Below are 17866 nucleotides of genomic sequence, written 5' to 3'. Positions count from 1 at the left end.
CCGAATACAAACTGCTATTTCTCTTTATAGGCAACTCAAAGTTAAAGATCCGCTTCGTTTTTACATCAAGCTTTGATATAAGGCAATGATTTCTTCTACTGTCGTTTCTCTTGGATTTCCTGGTGTGCATACATCTCGCAAAGCATCTTCTGCAATTGCTGGGATATCCGCTTCTTTTACACCTAACTCAGAAATGGTCGCTGGGATTCCAACCGCTTTGCTTAACCGATCAATCTCACCGCAAGCTGCATCTCTTACATCTTCTAAAGACATTTCAGCTGCTCCTTTGATTCCTAGTACAAGAGCGATTTCACGGTATTTTTCTCCAGTATATTCTTTGTTATATTTCATGATCGTTGGCAAGAGCGCTGCACACGCTACACCATGTGGGATGTTGTACCATGCACTTAACGGATGAGCCATCCCATGTACCAGTCCTAAACCTACATTTGAGAAGCCCATTCCTGCAATATATTGTCCTAATGCCATTTTTTCTCGTCCATTTTGATCACCCTCTACAGAAGCTTCCAAAGAATGACCAATGATTTCAATTGCTTTCAAATGCAGCATATCAGTCATTTCCCAAGCGCCTTTTGTGATCAACCCTTCGATAGCATGTGTCATAGCATCCATCCCTGTTGACGCAGCCAATTTTTTTGGCATTCCCATCATCATGTCACTGTCGATGAACGCAACGATTGGGATATCATGTGGATCGACACAGACGAATTTCCGGTGATTTGCTTCATCTGTGATAACGTAGTTGATCGTTACCTCAGCTGCTGTCCCAGAAGTCGTTGGTACAGCTAAGATAGGTAAACATGGATTTTTTGTATCAGCAACACCTTCTAAGCTGATGACATCTGAAAACTCTGGATTCGTCAAAATAATCCCAATGGCTTTTGCCGTATCGATTGGCGAACCTCCACCGATTGCGATTAAACAGTCTGCCTCTGCCTCTTTAACAAAAGCCACTCCGTCTTTTACGTTTTGGATTGTTGGGTTAGGTACGATCCCGTCGTATAAAACATAATCGATTGCTGCATTATCCAAAAGCTCTGTTACTTTTGTCGCTATGCCATGTTCGATCAGTCCTTTATCAGTAATGACAGCTGCTTTGCTGAATCCTCGCTGCTGAAATTCGGGAACGATTGACTCAATCGCTCCTTTTCCAAAATACGATGTTTCATTTAAAATCATTCGATTACTCATTTTCTATTCCTCCTAATTTGTATTATTTTTCACAATAAAAATGAAAGAACTTCAAGCAACCGGTTGCCCAGTTGCTTGTTGCTACAGTTCAAAGACTGGCGTCAATTCACGGCTGACTGGAGAGGCATCTGGATTTGTTTCCATGATATCTTCCATGTATTTCCACCATTTTTGATTGATCGGTGTATTTGCCATTTTCCCCCATATCTCTTCATCCTCGACCACTAAGTAACCAAATAATAAACTTGTACTCGGATCAAGATAGATTGAATAGTCGATGACCCCATGTTCACGAAGCGCTGTGCGCATCTCTGGCCAAAGTTCATCATGTCTTTTTTTGTATTCTTCTTGTTTTTCTGGGTAAACTTTCATGCAAAAGGCTTTTTTCACCATGTCAGACACCTGCTTTCGTATGAACTTCCTCCAAATAACCTGCTTTCGGAGTAACACCAAACGCATCTGCTAAGCGCCACAAATTCTCATCTGTGATTGTTTGCAAGATTGGTCCTTGCGCTTTGACGTACGTATAGACTTCTGCTGCCTTTTCTGCTGTCTCGATCAAACCAAAGACTTCATCCATGTCTTTTCCTGATCCGTAGATTCCATGTTGCGGCCATAAAACCAATCGAGTTTCTTTCATTTTTTCAGCTGTTGCTTCCCCAATCTCATTTGTTCCTGGAACCATCCACGGAATGATGGAAATCCCTTCTGGAAAAACAACTAAGCATTCCGTGCACATTTGCCACAGCGTACGACTAAAGGAACGTTCGTCTAATTCATGCGTAAAGCTCATCGCTAATAAATGGCTAGCATGGCAATGCATAACGATCCGATTATCTGGGTCTACTTCTAAACGGGCGATATGACTCATAAAATGACTTGGCAACTCGCTTGTAGGAAGGCAGTCATTTTCTAACCCCCACAAAAGCTCTAATGTTTTGCCATCCTCGGCAACTCGAACGATTCCAAGGTTTTCGGCAGGTTCGCTCGCTACATTTTTAAAATATCTTCCTGAACCAGTTACAATAAAATAGCATCCTGCTAAACGGCTGGCATCAAAAATCATCGAGATGCGGCGGGTCACTTTTTCAGGATCCAAGAACGGTGTGATCTCTTCCTCTTTGAGTAAATAAGAAATATTCCCGCCATTTCGTTCATCCCATCCCAAGCGATAAAGATTCGATGTCGTTTCAATCATTTCTTTCACATAAGGCGCTTGTAAAATATCTATTTTTTTCAATATAGCCACACTCCTATTTTCTTAATCCCAACACGTCTTTTTGATATTCTTGGACTTCTTCTAGCCAATCCAAACCAACTGGAACTTGATTTTTGTAACAGAAATAATTCCATACATCGGCATACGGGAAATCTTTCAATTCTTCCGTGTAAGCCATTCTTGAAGTAAAGTCAAAAGCCAGCTCCATTTCTTTCAATCGCTTAACTGGTTCCAGCATAGCTTTCATTAATGCTTTTTGTGTATTTCTCGTACCAATGACCCAAGCAGCGATACGATTGATCGTTGCATCAAAGAAATCCAGACCGATATTCGTTTTTTCCAGTAATTCGTTACGGACTAATTCTTTAGCAATTTCCTGCAATTCATCATCCATCAAAACGACATGATCTGAATCCCAACGAACTGGACGAGAAACGTGCAACATGATTCCTTTGCTGAATAAAGCTAAGGAAGACAATTTATTGGAAATCACTTCTGTTGGATGAAAATGTCCAGCATCTAGACAAACAAGTTTGTCACGAGTCAACCCGTAACCCATATAAAATTCATGGGAACCGACTGTATAAGCTTCAGCGCCTAAACCAAATAGTTTGCTTTCTACTGCATCTTGTACATACCCTTCATCTAGCTCTTCTGTAAAAATTTCATCAAGCGATTCCATCAAACGTTTCCGTGGGGTAAAACGGTCGATTGGATTGTCTTTCATCCCATCAGGTACCCAAAAGTTATTGATACATGTTTGTCCAGTTTCTTTTCCAAAGTATTCTGCGATTTTGCGGCTTCTTTTCCCGTGTTCGATCCAGTATTCACGAACTTCTTTATCTGGGTGAGCTAATGTAAAGCCGTCTTTCATCATTGGATGCGAAAAGAAAGTCGGATTGAAATCAAGACCGATCTCTTCTTTTTTTGCCCACTCTACCCATTTCTCAAAATGCTTCGGCTCAATCTCATTGAGATCGACCGCTTCTTCTGTGTCCAAATAGATAGCATGAAGATTCAACTTATGTTTGCCCGGTATCAAAGAATATGCCTTCTCCAAATCTTGTCTAAGCTCTTCGGGTGTCCGTGCAGCTCCTGGGAAATTTCCTGTTGCCATGATTCCACCAGTCAATTCGCCATCCGGTGTCAAGAAACCTTTGACATCGTCTCCTTGCCAGCAATGCATAGAAATTTTGATGTCTTGCATCTTTTCTAGTACAGCATCTGTATCTACACCGATAGTTGCATATCTTTCTTTTGCTTGTTCGTAATTTCTTTCAATCGTGTTCATACGATTACTCCTTTGATTTTATTCACGTACCATTCCATCGTGTTTTGCTTATTTTCATCTGGGTAAAAAGTTTCACATGGAAACGACTGTTTGATTACATTTCTTGCTTGTTCTATATTCGAAAACTGACCTGTACTGAGCATTTGCATGGCTACATTCCCGATTGCTGTGGCTTCACTAGGACCTGCTTCTACAATGATTCCGGCATAATCTGCTGTCAATTGATTCAGTAAGCGATTATTCGATCCGCCCCCTACGATGTGCAGTTTTTCCAATTTCGTTCCAGTCAAGTGTTCTACTTTGATCAGCTCTTGTGCGTAACAAAGAGCAAGATTATCATACACACAACGAGCGAGAGCTCCCGGTGAAACAGGGACTGGCTGCTCTGTTTCAAAACAGTATTGCTGAATCTCTTCTATCATATTTTTAGGATTCAAAAATCGAGGGTCATTGATTTCCATCACTTGTTGCAGCGGCTTTTCTTTTGCAGCAAGTTCTGCCAATTCCGCGTAACTGTATTCGTACTCCTGCATTCGAGCAACTTCCTGGATCAACCACATCCCCATGATATTTTTCAAGAAACGCACCGTATTATGAGCGCCCCATTCATTCGTGTAATTCTCAGAAAAAGCGGCGCGAGAAACATTGGCGATCTTTGTTTCCATCCCTAAAAGCGACCATGTCCCACTGCTGATATAGCCCCACTGTTCTCCTTGCCCTGGTGTGCCTAATACAGCTGACGCCGTATCATGACTTGCTACTGTGATAAAGGTCACATCTGGCAAATCATATTTTGAGAATTTTTCTTTTTGCAAATCTCCCAGTATCGTTCCCGGCTCTGTCAATGGAGGAAATAATCCCTTCGAAACACCAACTTTTTCAAGAAGTTCTGTTTCCCACTCTTTTGTCCCTGCATTCAGCAGCTGCATAGTAGACGCATTGGTTTTTTCCGTCACCATATTGCCAGTAAAGACGTAGCCTAAATAATCAGGAATCAATAACAATTTATGTGCTTTTGCCAAATGGTCTTTTTCTTCGACAAACAATTGGAATAAGGTATTGAAAGGCTGGATCTGAATCCCTGTTTGCTCATACAACTTATCTAGAGAATAGCTTTCAGAAAACTGTTTTACTGCTTCATCGGTACGATCGTCCCGATAAGCGATCGGATCATTCAGCCGTTCCCCTTGTTTGTCAATCAAACAGTAATCGACTGCCCATGTATCGATCCCTGCAAAACAGCGATCGATCCCTGTTTTCTTTAATTTTTCAAATCCAATCAAAATCTCTTCGATAAGATAATCGATCTTCCAGCGGTCATGACCGTCTTTTTTCCGAAAGCCGTTCTTGAATCGGTGTACTTCTTCCAAGACTAAAGAACCTTCATCATTTCTCGTACTTTTCATTAGTCGTCCGCTTGACGCACCGATATCGATGGCAACAAATGTCGGATTCATTTCTCCACCTCTTTTACTTTATTGTTGATTAACGCTTCCTTAATAAAGCGTTATCATTTATTAACAATGCTATCATATTACATAAACTTATATTTTGCTTCACACTATTTTGGTATATAATTGCATTATCTTGACAAATTGGGAGTGTTTACATGGATTACTGGGAAAAAGCCAATCACTCATGGTCGGAAGACTCAAAAAGAGTGATCTTGACACCTACGCAAAGAAGTAGGAATTTATTTTTTTATATCCAAGAAATCGGCTACTTTAAAGCGCCGGTCCCTTACTATACTGAACGAGCACATTTACCTTCTTATTTGATAAAATTTACTTTGTCTGGCGAGGGTTTGCTTACATATAAAGCTAATCAGCACCAGCTAAAAGCTGGAGACCTCTTTTTTATTGACTGCCAAGAATATCAGCGTTATCAAACGATTAGCGAAGAACCATGGGAAATGGATTGGATCCATTTGAATGGTCAGAGCGTCCAATCATTTTATCAAGAATTCACAAAAGACGGCCATAACACCTTCCATTCGACAGGTGATCCATCAGAAAACAAGATCCATCATCTGATCACAGAATTGATCCACATGCAGCAAGGTGCGAATGCCCGTACCGATTTCCAGTCCTCTGTAGCTATCCACGAGCTGTTGAATGAACTGATTTTGCAGAAGTATCAGCTGGATTTCGAAGAAGAAGATATTCCCCCTTACGTTTATAAGCTTAAGCAATACTTGGACGAACACTTCAAAGAAACGATCACACTTGATCAATTAGAACAGCAATTTTTACTGAATAAATATCAGCTGAGCAAAGATTTTTCCAAATTCATCGGTTCTCCGCCAATCGATTATTTAATCAGCAAAAAACTCTCTTACGCTAAAGACCTTCTTCGGTATACAGAATTTACTATTCGAATGATTTCCGAAGAAATCGGAATCGAGAATTTTGCTTACTTTAGTCGCTTGTTCAAAGCAAAAACTGGATTATCACCGAGAGATTTTCGTAAATTTAGCTGATTCATATAATATGTACGCACTTTTTTTAAAAGATATAGTAGAATAATAAAATAACCGCAGTTTCTGCTTCTATATAAACAACAGCAGCTACTTCGGTTATTTTGGGGTGGTTATTCTCATTGTTCATCTTCAAAATGTTCATAATGAACAAGCTGGTTTTGTGTATCGCGCTTCAAAAATTCTTTAGGCGTTATACCAAACTCTCTCTTGAATGCTTTCAGAAAATGCGGATAAGATGAAAAACCACTTTTACTATATACAGCACTAGAACTACGGTACTCTCGCAACAAGTGCTTGGCATAGATCAGCTTTTTCTTCATTACATACTGATGAAACGTAAATCCAGTGTACTTTTTGAATTCTCGGGTGATATGGTATTTGCTGACAAAAAATTGCTTCTCCATTTCCTCTAAAGAAAGCGGATGAGATAAATTTTTTGAGATATATTGTAACATTTGTTCCACACGCTCATTTGGAACTACAGCATTCTGTTCTTGCGCACTCTCTTCTTTTTGTACTACTTGATTGAGAAAAATCAAGTATTCTACCAGAGCTTGTTCATATTTTATGTCTTCACCGTAAATTTTTTTATCAGGAGGGTGGTCGATAAATGATAATTTTTGCTTCAATACTTCCTGTTCGACTTGCAATACACGACTCCTTTTCTCTCCCATTGGTTGAAAACAAGCCGATAGATTAGACCATGGCGTGGAACGACTTCCCAGAAAAGAAGGGGTAACAAAGATATAGACACGCTCGAATACATCTGAAGACTGGCGGACGATACGATGCAAATCGTTGGAATGGATGAGCAGCACACTTCCTGCTTTGATCGTAAATTGCCGTCCGTTCAAATAAAAAGTCGCTTCGCCCTTTAATGTAGCATGGATTTCATAGAAATCATGGTGATGGTAGATTGTTTTATTTTGGCTAACGACATCTTTGACATGATAGATTTCATACTGATCAGAAACCATCGTATTGACTTGCTCACCGCTTATTTTCTTTTGAAGCATGTGCTGCACCTCCTTTGTTCAGTTGTGCACAATTATATTATATCACGTTTTTTGCAATCAAAAAGAGCTGCTTTTATATACTCTTATAAAAAAGAAGAGACGTGACATCTTCTAGCCCCGCCCCCTCCATTCTAAATATTAGTTAATCAATGTCTTCTTTACATTATTCAAGAAGACTTCTTCCATAACGAATCCCATCATCTTTTGTTTCTTCAAGAACCACATACAGATACGGACGGTTCTTCTTGATGATTTCTTTGATTTTTGTGTACTCGATCACACCGTCTCCCAAATTTACCGGCACGATTTTTTCCTGTTCGACACGAAAATCTTTCAAATGAACCGCACATATCTTTTTACCAAAACGCTCAAAAGCTTCTTCTACCAATTGGACTTGTCCTTGATAATCAGTACTTGTAATCAAATTTGTCGGATCTAAAATGATTCCTAGATAGTCCGAATCCACTGCTTGGATCAGCTGCTCTACTCTTTCTAAAGAATACACCGGATGATTCAAACCTGGTTCTATCCCCACCATCATTTGGTATTTTTCTCCAGCTTTTACCAAGCGACGGATAACGGACACTGCTTCAGCAAATGCTTCATCTGTGAAATTTTCTTCCGTATATTGGATTTCCGGCAAAACACATCCCGTTTCCGAAGCAACCATTGACGCACCAAAGGAAGGAGCATAGCGAAGATACTGCTCGAACTTTGTCAGCAACTCTTCTCGTATCGTTAAATCTGGATGAATCATATTGATATAGCAACTTAAAATTCCTACGGACACTTCTTGCTTTTCTAAGACACGTTTGACACAATTTCCCATCCCAGAATTGATTTCGTTTGCGCCAGAAGACATTTCAGGAAACGAAAGACCTAAGGCGAGCTGCAGTGTATGGATCCCTTGTTCTTTTGTTTTTTCTGCAAGGTCTTCTATCGTTTGGACTTGGGAAAGATCATGTCCTCTAATTGTAATGTTCAACATAATTATTCTCCTAACTCAGCATATTGGGTAGCCACATGACGATTTGCGGGAAATAGGTAATCAAAAACAAGACGACTAGGATAATCCCATAAAACGGAAGAAGTGGTTTCAGCATGGCTTCTGCTTTTACGCCTCCTACACTTGCACCGACATATAACCCTGTACCTACAGGAGGTGTAATTGAGCCTACACACAGATTCATGATTGAAAACAATCCATAATGTACAGGATCAACCCCTACACTTGTGACGATCGGTAAAAATATTGGTGTAAAAATCAAAATAGCAGGCGCTACATCCATAAACATACCCACAAGTAATAACACAAGATTGAATAATAACAGAATCACTAGCTTATTATCCGTTACGCCCATAATCAACGAACTAATTGCCTGAGGAATACCGGTAAACGCCATGGCGAAAGACATCATGGAAGAAGTAGCTAATAAGAACATGATCGTCCCTGACATTGCTACTGATTGAAACAACATATTAGGTATATCTTTTAGTTTTACCGTTTTATAGTAAAACATAGCAATCAACAGGGAGTAAATGACAGCTATCGCTGAAGCTTCTACTGCTGTAAATATCCCCGTCAAGATACCCCCGATAATGATGACAATCAATAGAAGGCTAGGAATCGCCTCTTTTATTATTTTTCCAGCATGAGCCATCTGTCCTTTTTCGACAACAGGGTATTTATTCTTTTTAGCAACGATGAATGCTACTAGCATGATTCCTAGTGCCCACAAAGCCCCTACGAGATACCCTCCCATAAATAAAGCCGAAATCGAAGCACCACCAGCAACAAGTGAATACATGATAAAAGCAGTACTTGGAGGAATGACCGTACCTGTCGGAGCTGACGCGATATTGACCGCTGTCGCAAACTTCGGGTCATATCCTTCTTCCACTTGCTGAGGGATCAAGACTCCGCCAATCGCGGTAGAAGCGGCAATGGCCGAGCTAGAGATGGAACCAAATAAAGCATTCCCTAACACATTCGTATGAGCCAAAGCCCCCGCGTCCGACAAACAACATCGCAAAATCCACTAGTTTCTTGGCTATCCCTCCATTATTCATGATAATACCCGAAAGAACGAAAAACGGAATAGCGATGAGCGAAAAACTGTTGATACTTCCCACCATTTTTTGAGCTGAACTAAAAGCAGAAACATCAAACGGTATAACTAACAATAAAGTCATCATTGATGAGAACGCAATACTTATAGCAATCGGCATCCCTAATACAAGCAACACGACAAATACAAAAAATAACACTAATCCGGCTTCTATTGCCATTTTATTCCTCCATTTTTATATTTTTTCTTGAATTGCTGGCTTGTTGCTTAATGTATCGATTAGATTGATCAGACTATAGATAATGATGAGTATACCTGAGACAGGTATTGACAAATACACGTACCCCATCGGAATGCTTAAAGAAGGCGAGATCTGCCCCATTGTCAACGTGACAGCATTCCATCCGCCATACATCATGATCATCGCAGCAAATACCAGAAACAAACTTTGAACAACGACTTCTAAAATTTTACTTTTTTTACCAGATAATTTTTCACTTAAAACCGTTACGGCTAGATGTGCTTTTTGTCCCACAACATACGCGGAAGACAACATGGCAAACCAGACAAGACCGAATCGGACAAGCTCTTCTGTCACCGTATTCGGATTTCCTAAAACCGTTCTGGAAAATACTTGCCATAAAACGACAGCGACCATCCCAACAAGCAAAACAGCTCCTAGGATCTCTAACACCTTATTTAAAATCACTTTCATCACAGCTACGCTCCTTGCTCTTGGATCTTTTGATAAAGGTCTTTGTAGGCAGGATCGTTTTTGAATGTATCATGAAGCGGTGCGACTGCCTCTCGAAACGGTGTATTATCTACATCATTGAATTGAACTCCATGTTCTTCTTGTGCTAAAGCTTTCTCTTCTTCAATTGCTCTGGCAAAAGCTTCGATTTCAAAAACCGTCGATTCTTTTGCTGCTTCTTCAATCGCTTTTTCCTGTTCAGCAGTTAGCTGTTCCTTGATAGCATCATTCATGATGATGATATCGGGCACACGTGTATGCTCATCATAAGAATAGTATTTAGCTACCCCGCCATGTCCAGCTGTATACAAGACAAACTCATTGTTTTCTGATCCGTTGATCAAATTGGATTGAAGAGAAGTGTATACCTCATCACTTCCCATGGGGACTGGCGAACCGCCTAAAAGCTCGACCATTTTAATAGCTGTTTCGCTTTGCATCACACGGATTTTCTTTCCCTTCAAATCTTCCGGTGTATGGATTGGACCGTCTACCATATAAAAACTGCGTTGACCAGAATCATAATAGGTCAATCCGGTAAACCCTAAATCTTTGGTTGATTGGTAGATTGGTTCCATTATTTCTTCGTTATCCATCACCTTAAAGAAATGTTCTTCATCATTGAATAGATAAGGGACTGAAAAAATCGAATAATCTTTAGAAAAACTTTCCAATGCTGAGGCACTTACTTTTGTGAAATCTACTGCTCCTGACTGTGTCAACTCGATTAGTTCCCGTTCTCCACCCAGTTGTCCATCTGGAAAATACTGGATCTGTACGGAACCGTCTGTTTTTTCTTTTACTAAACGCCCAAATTCATTCATTGCATCAATTACCGGCTGGCTGTTGCTTGCATAAGCAAAGCGCAAGGTAACTGTCTCATTTACGTCTGCATCTGCGACAGTTGCCACACTAGAATTATTTCCGCAGCCGCTTAGACCTAGCAGACCTAGGCTAAGCGAACTTGCTGCAAACAGCAGTGATGTTTTTTTCATATGGGTTTCCTTTCTTTTAACAATAAGAGACGAGCAATTCTGTCAAACAAAGCACTGTTAACGACTGTCCATAAGGCATTGCTGTGATTCCGATATTCCGATAAAAATCTAAACTATCCCCCATTCCTGTCCCGATTGAAACGTTTTGGACTTCTCCTTTTTCATCGATTTGTTCAAGCAATCCTTGGATAGCACGATAAGCGACTTCTTTATATTCTTGCGGCAAATAACGTTTATGGACCGCTTTCAAAATACCGTAAGCAAATCCTGCAGTTGCAGAAGATTCCACATAAGAAGAAGGATCATCTAACAACGTATGCCATAAACCGCTTTCAGATTGATAAGTTTTTAATGCGCGCACTTGTGCTTCAAGTGTTTCAATCAACAATTTGCGCAATGCATCTTCTTTCGATAGTTCTAAGATCTCGATGATTTCTGGAATAGCAATCGTCAACCAGCAGTTTCCACGAGCCCAAAATGCTTCGGCGTAGTTATGATTTCCTTCAAACGTCCAGCCGTGATACCACAACCCTGTCCGTTTATCCATCAAGTATTTGATGTGGATCATAAACTGGTAACGTGCTTCTTCTAAATATTCTGGGCGATTCAACAGTTTCCCGATTTTTGCCAAAGGAAGCACTGTCATCATCAATGTATCATCCCACAGCTGATTCTTATTTTCCGGTCCATATGTGGTATGTTGCAACCCCTCTTCATTTGTCCGAGGCATGTCATTCATGACCCATTCTGCCCATTGTTCTAAATAAGGCAAATAGCGTGAATCTTTCGTGTCTTCATACAAGTAAGCCATCGTCAACAACGGGGCCATCGTATTGACGTTTTTTGGGGGAGCGCCTTCTTCCATCCGATCTTCAAACCATTCATTGACTACTTGATAAGCGCGAGGATTTTTTGTCATCTGGTAATTTTTATAAATACCGTATAATCCGACACCTTGTGGCCAATTCCATACTGTCCAGCTTTTGTCATCTACTTTCAATCCATCAAAGTCCAATAAAAATTCACCGTTATCGTCTTTGATCGTTGTCAGGTTTTCAACGAGCAGGTCAATTTTTTCTTTCACTAATTCTTTAGGTACAAAAATCTCTTCTTTAATAATCATCTTTATGCCACCTTTTTAAACGCTTTCATTTTTATATCCTTAATATAGCAGTAATACCGTTCACTATAAATATCGCTTTTTGAACAAAAACTGTCTAAAATTGACCTAAACGTTAAATAACAAAAGTAACTTTCAAATACTTAGAAAACAAAAAAAGAACTTGGAGAAACAACGTTTTCCAAGTTCTTTTTCATCTATTTTTTTATCTCTTTTCTATGCTTTCTTTTGCTTATCCATTGTAAGCATCAATGATGATTTGTTTCAATTCAGAGATCAATGGTTCTTTCGGATTAGCTGTCGTACATTGGTCTTCGTAAGCTAATTCAGCCATACGGTCTACGGTAGTATCTAGTGTTTCTTGTGTGACTCCTTGAGCTTTTAGACTCATGTTGATGCCGACAGATTTTCCTAATTCATAAACAGCAGTTGCTAAAGCTTCGACTAATTCCTCTGTTGTTTCGCCTTTCAGACCTAAGAATTTTGCAATATCTGCGTAATCTGTATCTGCACGGAAATAGTCATATTTAGGGAACATCGCATGTTTTTGTGGATCTTTTGCATTGTAGCGGATAATATGCGGTAAAAGAATCGCATTTGTCCGCCCATGAGGGATCCCGTATTCCCCACCGATTTTATGTGCGACTGAGTGACAAATACCTAGGAATGCGTTAGCAAACGCCATACCAGCCATTGTAGAAGCGTTGTGCATTTTTTCACGTGATTCCATATCAGGTGTTTTCACTGATTTTTCTAAATAGTCAAAGACTAACTTGATCGCTTGCAGACTCAACCCACGTGTATAATCTGAAGCCATGACTGAAACATAAGATTCAATTGCATGCGTCAACACATCCATTCCTGTATCTGCTGTGACAGATGCTGGAACTGACATAACGAATTGAGGATCGACGATTGCGACATCCGGTGTCAATGCATAATCTGCCAACGGATATTTCACATGTGTTTCACTGTCAGTAATGACCGCAAATGGTGTTACTTCAGAACCAGTTCCTGATGTTGTCGGGATACATACGAATTGTGTCTTTTCTGGTTTATCGATCTTGTATGTCCGTTTACGGATATCCAAGAATTTTTGTTTTGCACCGAAGAAAGATGTGTCTGGGTGTTCATAGAACATCCACATTCCCTTAGCCGCGTCCATTGCAGAACCGCCTCCAAGAGCGATCACTGTATCTGGCTTGAAGTCTGCCATCAATTTCGTTCCTGCGTATACGGTATTTGTTGATGGGTTCGGTTCAACCTCTGAGAAGACTTCGATCTTCACATCATTTTTGCGTCGTGCCAATACTTCACGAACTGTATCGCAGTAACCGAATTGGACCATACCTGGGTCACAAACGATCATGACACGTTCAACATTTTCCATTTTCTCTAAGTACAATAGAGAATTCTTTTCAAAGAAGATTTTTGGCGGTAATTTGAACCATTGCATGTTATTTCTCCGTTTCGCTACAGTTTTGACATTGATTAAGTTTACAGCAGAGACGTTACGAGAAACAGAGTTCTTACCATAAGAACCGCATCCCAAAGTCAATGACGGAATCATTTCGTTATAGATATCACCGATGCCGCCTTCTGCAGATGGTGTATTCACTAAAATACGACAAGCTTTCATTCGAAGACCGAATTTGACATGCAACTCTTCGTTTTCTGAATGGATAACTGCTGTATGTCCTAATCCTCCAAGATTCAACATACCTTCACACAAATCAAACGCATGGTCCATGTTGTTAGCTTTGATCATGGCAAGAACTGGAGAAAGTTTTTCTCTTGAAAGCGGATAATCTGGTCCTACGCCTTCCAATTCAGCAATCAGCATTTTCGTTCCTTTTGGTACACTGATTCCTGCCAAATTAGCGATTTCCATCGCAGAATGTCCAACGATTGATGGATTGACCGCATATTTCCCTTCGTTCATCACTGCATCTTCCAATTTTTGCAATTCATCTGGTTTTACGATATAAACTTGGTGTGCTTGGAATTCTGCTTTTACTGCTGCGTAGATTTCTTTGTCCACGATCACAGCTTGTTCAGAAGCACAGATCATCCCATTATCAAATGTTTTCGAAACGATCAAATCGTTCACTGCACGTTTGATTTTTGCTGTTTTTTCAATATAAGCTGGTACGTTACCTGGACCTACACCTAAAGCTGGTTTTCCTGTAGAGTAAGCAGACTTGACCATTCCAGCTCCACCTGTCGCTAAGACGATCGCGATACCTGGATGGTTCATTAGCATAGAAGTCGCTTCGATCGATGGATGTTCGATCCATTGGATACAATTTTCAGGAGCTCCGGCAGCGATAGCAGCATCACGTACCACTCGTGCTGCTTCTGCAGAAGATTTTTGGGCACTTGGATGGAAAGCAAAAACGATTGGATTTCTTGTTTTCAACGCGATCATTGATTTGAAAATCGTTGTGGAAGTCGGATTCGTTGTTGGAGTTACTCCGCAAACCACACCGACTGGTTCAGCAATTTCAATCAATCCCTTTTGGACATCTTCATTGATTACACCAACTGTTTTATCATGTTTGATATTATGCCAAATATATTCGGACGCATACATATTTTTGATTGCTTTATCTTCGTAAACACCGCGACCTGTTTCTTCCACAGCCATTTTTGCTAATGGCATATGTTGATCTAAAGCTGCCATTGCCATTTCATGCACGATATGGTCCACTTTTTCTTGATCAAAGCTTTCCATTTCTTTCAATGCTACATTTGCTTTTTCTGCCAAACCATCAATCATTGCTTGTACGTCAATTGTCTTCGTTTTTTCTTTTTCCATTACTTTAGCCATCATTATCCTCCTAATGGGTCATGGTTATTTGTTAAATCATTCACATGTATATCATACAATATTTGTTTTTCTATGTAAACACTTTTTTGTGATTTTTTTCACAGTTATTTTTAAATATAAAATCCCTTTATTTATAAGTGTTTACATGGAAAAATATATAAAGTTATCTATTATTATTTATATGACACATCCGATTATTCAACGTTGAGCAATGTATCCTATGCTCTTATCTCTTTCTTTTTTGAATAAAAAATGAGGTAGGACACCTTTCTGCCCTACCTCGTCTTTAAATAAGCTTTGATACTTATTTTTCTTTTTTCTCTTCTGTCTCTTCCAGCGTTTCTGTTGTTTCAGTTTTTACTTCAACTGTCTCAGCTGGTTCTTCTGTTGTTTCAACAGTAGTCGTTGCATCATTTGTTACGACAGTTCCTGGTTTGACCGTTTTGATTGCTGCACGATCGTACTCAAGGAAGATCCCTTCGCAGTCTATAACGACTGTCCGTTTATCATTGTCGATTTCTGAAACAACTCCGTGTAATCCGCCGATTGTTACGACTGAATCACCTGGTTTCATGCTATCTAACAAGTTTTGACGTTCTTGCTGTTGTTTCTTTTGCGAACGTGACATAAAAAACCACATTGCTAATAGCGCGATAAACATCACAAGCATTGGTAATGATCCCATTTTTTTCACCTCACTAATTCTGTATCTACAAAAAACACTTTAGCAGAAAAATGCTGCTAACACTAGTTTTTTACTTAATTTTTAAAAGATTTTCCTTTAGAAACTTTTTGCGTTTTCTTTATTGAACCCGTATTCTTCAAAAAAGGCTTCTCTAAATTCAAGCAAATTATCATCCATGATTGCTTGACGCACTTGTTTCATTAGATTCAACAAGAAGTATAAATTATGGTAAGAAGTCAAACGAATGCCAAATGTTTCATCACATTTGATCAAATGGCGGATATATGCACGTGTATAGTTTTTACATGTGTAACAATCACATTTCTCATCAATTGGACGGAAATCATGGGCATATTTCGCATTTTTCACTACTAGACGGCCTTGAGAAGTCATACATGTGCCATTTCGAGCGATTCGAGTAGGCAAGACACAGTCAAACATGTCTACTCCACGGATAACACCATCGATCAATGAATCAGCAGCACCGACCCCCATCAAGTAACGTGGTTTGTTTTCGGGGATCAACGGTGTAGTGAATTCTAATACACGGTTCATTTCTGATTTAGGTTCCCCGACAGATAACCCGCCGATTGAGTAACCAGGGAAATCCATGCCGACTAGATCTTTCGCGCTTTGACGACGAAGATCTTCAAATCCTGCGCCTTGAATGATTCCAAATAATCCTTGACGGTCTGGGTTAGCATGAGCTTTCAATCCTCGTTCTGCCCATCGAGACGTACGTTCTACTGATTTTTTCACGTAGTCGTAACTTTCATCGAATGGTGGACATTCGTCAAAACTCATCATAATATCAGAGCCCAATTTATTTTGGATGTTGATTGCTTTTTCTGGTGATAAAAACATACGCGAACCATTCAAGTGGTTTTTGAAATGCACGCCTTCTTCTTCGATATTCCGCATATCACTTAATGAAAAAACTTGAAAGCCGCCTGAATCTGTTAAAATCGGTTGATCCCAGTTCATAAATTTATGCAGTCCGCCAGCTTCTTCTACTAAGTCTTCACCAGGGCGTAGCCATAAATGATATGTATTACTTAAAATAACGCCAGCACCCATTTCTTTCAACTCTTCTGGGGACATTGTTTTTACTGTAGCTAATGTTCCTACTGGCATGAACATTGGTGTGGGAAAAGTTCCGTGCGGCGTGATCAATTCCCCTAAACGCGCGCCAGTATGTTTTTCTTTCTTGATTAAACGATAGCGAATGGCAGGTTGCGTCATTCATTTCCCTACTTTCTATATAAAATATCTTGACAACTCCCACCATCATAATCGTTTCAAGTGCTTTTTGCAAGTTCCCTCGGCTTCCTTCTACTTTATTTAATATTTTTTTTTTATTTTTTTTCATGAATAACAAAAAAGAAATAAACATTATGACAGAAATATTTTTTGATACATGGTATATTGGTTTTATGAAAGAAAGGAGGGTAAAATCATGCAATCTTCTGCAGAATTAAAACGCCAAGCAAAAGAGAGTTTAAAAGGTCGGTGGGGTCAAGCTGTTTTATTAAATCTAATCCCTACATTGATTGGTATTGTTGCTATTCTTCTTATTATGATTCCTATTATCTTGTTTGCTATTGCCACATATGATGGCTCAGCGAACGTCTCAGATGCGATGGCATCAGGAAGCGGTAGTTCAGGAGGCGGTGGTGGAATTATTTCTAGCATTATCAGCGCTTTGTTCATGAGTGGTATTTCTTGGACTTATCTTGATGTTTTACGTGGTCAAAAAGATCAGATTGAACCATTCAAAGATGCATTTCGTGGATTCAAAGGTTTGTTTATCGGCGGAGTGATCGGTTTAGCTGTGTTGATTTCAATCTTTACAACATTATGGGGTTTGCTATTAGTTATTCCTGGAATCATTAAAAGCTATTCTTATTCTCAAAGCTATTTTATCTATTATGATATCGTCCAAGAAACAGGTCAAACGCCTAAAGTACTGGATACGATCACCGCAAGTCGAAAATTGATGGATGGTTACAAAGGAAAACTTTTCTGGTTAGATCTTTCATTTATCGGCTGGCATATCTTAGCATTAGCAACTGCTGGTATCGGTTATCTATGGCTCAGCCCATACATTTCTACAACAAAAGCAGCATTTTATGAACAATTGCCGAAAGATATTTAAAAGAGAGTGTGACTTGTGACCGAGGGGTTGGCAGGAGAACA

General features: G+C 39.6%; 15 protein-coding genes and 1 pseudogene. 2 read left to right on the top strand and 14 right to left on the bottom strand.

Going from position 1 to position 17866, the window contains the following annotated elements:
* Positions 1-60: 60 nt before the first annotated feature.
* The 5 genes from fucO to rhaB form a co-directional block, all read right to left on the bottom strand.
* On the bottom strand, positions 61-1212 hold the full coding sequence (gene fucO / locus HMPREF2961_RS02585; protein ID WP_070703909.1) for a lactaldehyde reductase: 1152 nt from the start codon (positions 1210-1212) through the stop codon (positions 61-63).
* Positions 1213-1293: 81 nt separating this feature from the next.
* Complete coding sequence (rhaM, locus tag HMPREF2961_RS02580) at positions 1294-1605, bottom strand: L-rhamnose mutarotase (RefSeq protein WP_002315598.1); 312 nt, start codon at positions 1603-1605, stop codon at positions 1294-1296.
* A 1-nt stretch (position 1606) separates the two neighbouring features.
* Positions 1607-2452 carry a rhamnulose-1-phosphate aldolase gene (rhaD, locus tag HMPREF2961_RS02575; RefSeq protein WP_002293380.1) on the bottom strand — a complete coding sequence of 282 codons (846 nt, stop codon included), beginning with the start codon at positions 2450-2452 and terminating at the stop codon, positions 1607-1609.
* Between the two features lie 13 nt (positions 2453-2465).
* The gene (gene rhaA, locus HMPREF2961_RS02570) at positions 2466-3722 is read right to left on the bottom strand and encodes an L-rhamnose isomerase (protein WP_002315597.1); all 1257 of its coding nucleotides are present in this window, start codon (positions 3720-3722) and stop codon (positions 2466-2468) included.
* A complete protein-coding gene (gene rhaB, locus HMPREF2961_RS02565; protein ID WP_002336141.1) occupies positions 3719-5179 on the bottom strand; it encodes a rhamnulokinase in 1461 nt (486 codons plus the stop codon). Before rhaB ends, rhaA begins: the two co-directional genes overlap by 4 nt.
* A 152-nt stretch (positions 5180-5331) precedes the next feature.
* Here rhaB and HMPREF2961_RS02560 point away from each other — a divergent pair, with 152 nt between their 5' ends.
* A complete protein-coding gene (locus HMPREF2961_RS02560) occupies positions 5332-6201 on the top strand; it encodes a helix-turn-helix domain-containing protein (protein ID WP_002315595.1) in 870 nt (289 codons plus the stop codon).
* A gap of 116 nt (positions 6202-6317) precedes the next feature.
* Here HMPREF2961_RS02560 and HMPREF2961_RS02555 read toward each other — a convergent pair whose 3' ends face one another.
* From HMPREF2961_RS02555 to tgt, 9 genes and pseudogenes are all read right to left on the bottom strand, one after another.
* Entirely contained in the window at positions 6318-7217 is a 900-nt protein-coding gene (locus tag HMPREF2961_RS02555) for an AraC family transcriptional regulator (protein ID WP_070703907.1), read from the bottom strand.
* A 163-nt stretch (positions 7218-7380) separates the two neighbouring features.
* Positions 7381-8205 carry a sugar phosphate isomerase/epimerase family protein gene (locus HMPREF2961_RS02550; protein ID WP_070703904.1) on the bottom strand — a complete coding sequence of 275 codons (825 nt, stop codon included), beginning with the start codon at positions 8203-8205 and terminating at the stop codon, positions 7381-7383.
* Positions 8206-8215: 10 nt separating this feature from the next.
* A pseudogene (locus HMPREF2961_RS02545) lies at positions 8216-9506 on the bottom strand (TRAP transporter large permease).
* Positions 9507-9521: 15 nt separating this feature from the next.
* Positions 9522-10001: a TRAP transporter small permease gene (locus HMPREF2961_RS02540; protein ID WP_002315590.1), complete on the bottom strand. Its 480-nt coding sequence runs from the start codon at positions 9999-10001 to the stop codon at positions 9522-9524.
* A gap of 5 nt (positions 10002-10006) precedes the next feature.
* Positions 10007-11035: a TRAP transporter substrate-binding protein gene (locus HMPREF2961_RS02535; protein WP_002293394.1), complete on the bottom strand. Its 1029-nt coding sequence runs from the start codon at positions 11033-11035 to the stop codon at positions 10007-10009.
* A 16-nt stretch (positions 11036-11051) separates the two neighbouring features.
* Positions 11052-12158, bottom strand: coding sequence for a beta-galactosidase BglB (locus tag HMPREF2961_RS02530; RefSeq protein ID WP_070703903.1), 1107 nt, complete (start codon positions 12156-12158; stop codon positions 11052-11054).
* Positions 12159-12387: 229 nt separating this feature from the next.
* Positions 12388-14985 (bottom strand): bifunctional acetaldehyde-CoA/alcohol dehydrogenase, encoded by a 2598-nt coding sequence (gene adhE / locus HMPREF2961_RS02525; RefSeq protein ID WP_025477298.1) that lies wholly within the window; start codon positions 14983-14985, stop codon positions 12388-12390.
* 304 nt (positions 14986-15289) lie between these two features.
* Positions 15290-15670 carry a preprotein translocase subunit YajC gene (gene yajC, locus HMPREF2961_RS02520; RefSeq protein WP_002293398.1) on the bottom strand — a complete coding sequence of 127 codons (381 nt, stop codon included), beginning with the start codon at positions 15668-15670 and terminating at the stop codon, positions 15290-15292.
* 96 nt (positions 15671-15766) lie between these two features.
* The gene (gene tgt, locus HMPREF2961_RS02515) at positions 15767-16912 is read right to left on the bottom strand and encodes a tRNA guanosine(34) transglycosylase Tgt (RefSeq protein ID WP_002294183.1); all 1146 of its coding nucleotides are present in this window, start codon (positions 16910-16912) and stop codon (positions 15767-15769) included.
* Between the two features lie 214 nt (positions 16913-17126).
* Between tgt and HMPREF2961_RS02510 the strand changes: the two genes are divergently transcribed.
* Positions 17127-17825, top strand: coding sequence for a DUF975 family protein (locus tag HMPREF2961_RS02510; protein WP_025477297.1), 699 nt, complete (start codon positions 17127-17129; stop codon positions 17823-17825).
* The last annotated feature ends 41 nt before the right edge of the window (positions 17826-17866 follow it).

The sequence above is a fragment of the Enterococcus sp. HMSC076E04 genome, assembly GCF_001814285.1.
GTDB lineage: Bacteria > Bacillota > Bacilli > Lactobacillales > Enterococcaceae > Enterococcus_B > Enterococcus_B lactis.
Note: the sequence above shows the minus strand (reverse complement) of the source record. Positions and strands in the feature narration are given on the sequence as shown.

Bases quoted from the DNA above. Each gene is read 5' to 3' on its own strand.
- fucO (WP_070703909.1), bottom strand. From the start codon at position 1,212: ATGAGTAATCGAATGATTTTAAATGAAACATCGTATTTTGGAAAAGGA.
- rhaM (WP_002315598.1), bottom strand. From the start codon at position 1,605: ATGGTGAAAAAAGCCTTTTGCATGAAAGTTTACCCAGAAAAACAAGAA.
- rhaA (WP_002315597.1), bottom strand. From the start codon at position 3,722: ATGAACACGATTGAAAGAAATTACGAACAAGCAAAAGAAAGATATGCA.
- rhaB (WP_002336141.1), bottom strand. From the start codon at position 5,179: ATGAATCCGACATTTGTTGCCATCGATATCGGTGCGTCAAGCGGACGA.
- HMPREF2961_RS02560 (WP_002315595.1), top strand. From the start codon at position 5,332: ATGGATTACTGGGAAAAAGCCAATCACTCATGGTCGGAAGACTCAAAA.
- HMPREF2961_RS02555 (WP_070703907.1), bottom strand. From the start codon at position 7,217: ATGCTTCAAAAGAAAATAAGCGGTGAGCAAGTCAATACGATGGTTTCT.
- HMPREF2961_RS02550 (WP_070703904.1), bottom strand. From the start codon at position 8,205: ATGTTGAACATTACAATTAGAGGACATGATCTTTCCCAAGTCCAAACG.
- HMPREF2961_RS02540 (WP_002315590.1), bottom strand. From the start codon at position 10,001: ATGAAAGTGATTTTAAATAAGGTGTTAGAGATCCTAGGAGCTGTTTTG.
- HMPREF2961_RS02535 (WP_002293394.1), bottom strand. From the start codon at position 11,035: ATGAAAAAAACATCACTGCTGTTTGCAGCAAGTTCGCTTAGCCTAGGT.
- HMPREF2961_RS02530 (WP_070703903.1), bottom strand. From the start codon at position 12,158: ATGATTATTAAAGAAGAGATTTTTGTACCTAAAGAATTAGTGAAAGAA.
- adhE (WP_025477298.1), bottom strand. From the start codon at position 14,985: ATGGCTAAAGTAATGGAAAAAGAAAAAACGAAGACAATTGACGTACAA.
- yajC (WP_002293398.1), bottom strand. From the start codon at position 15,670: ATGGGATCATTACCAATGCTTGTGATGTTTATCGCGCTATTAGCAATG.
- tgt (WP_002294183.1), bottom strand. From the start codon at position 16,912: ATGACGCAACCTGCCATTCGCTATCGTTTAATCAAGAAAGAAAAACAT.
- HMPREF2961_RS02510 (WP_025477297.1), top strand. From the start codon at position 17,127: ATGCAATCTTCTGCAGAATTAAAACGCCAAGCAAAAGAGAGTTTAAAA.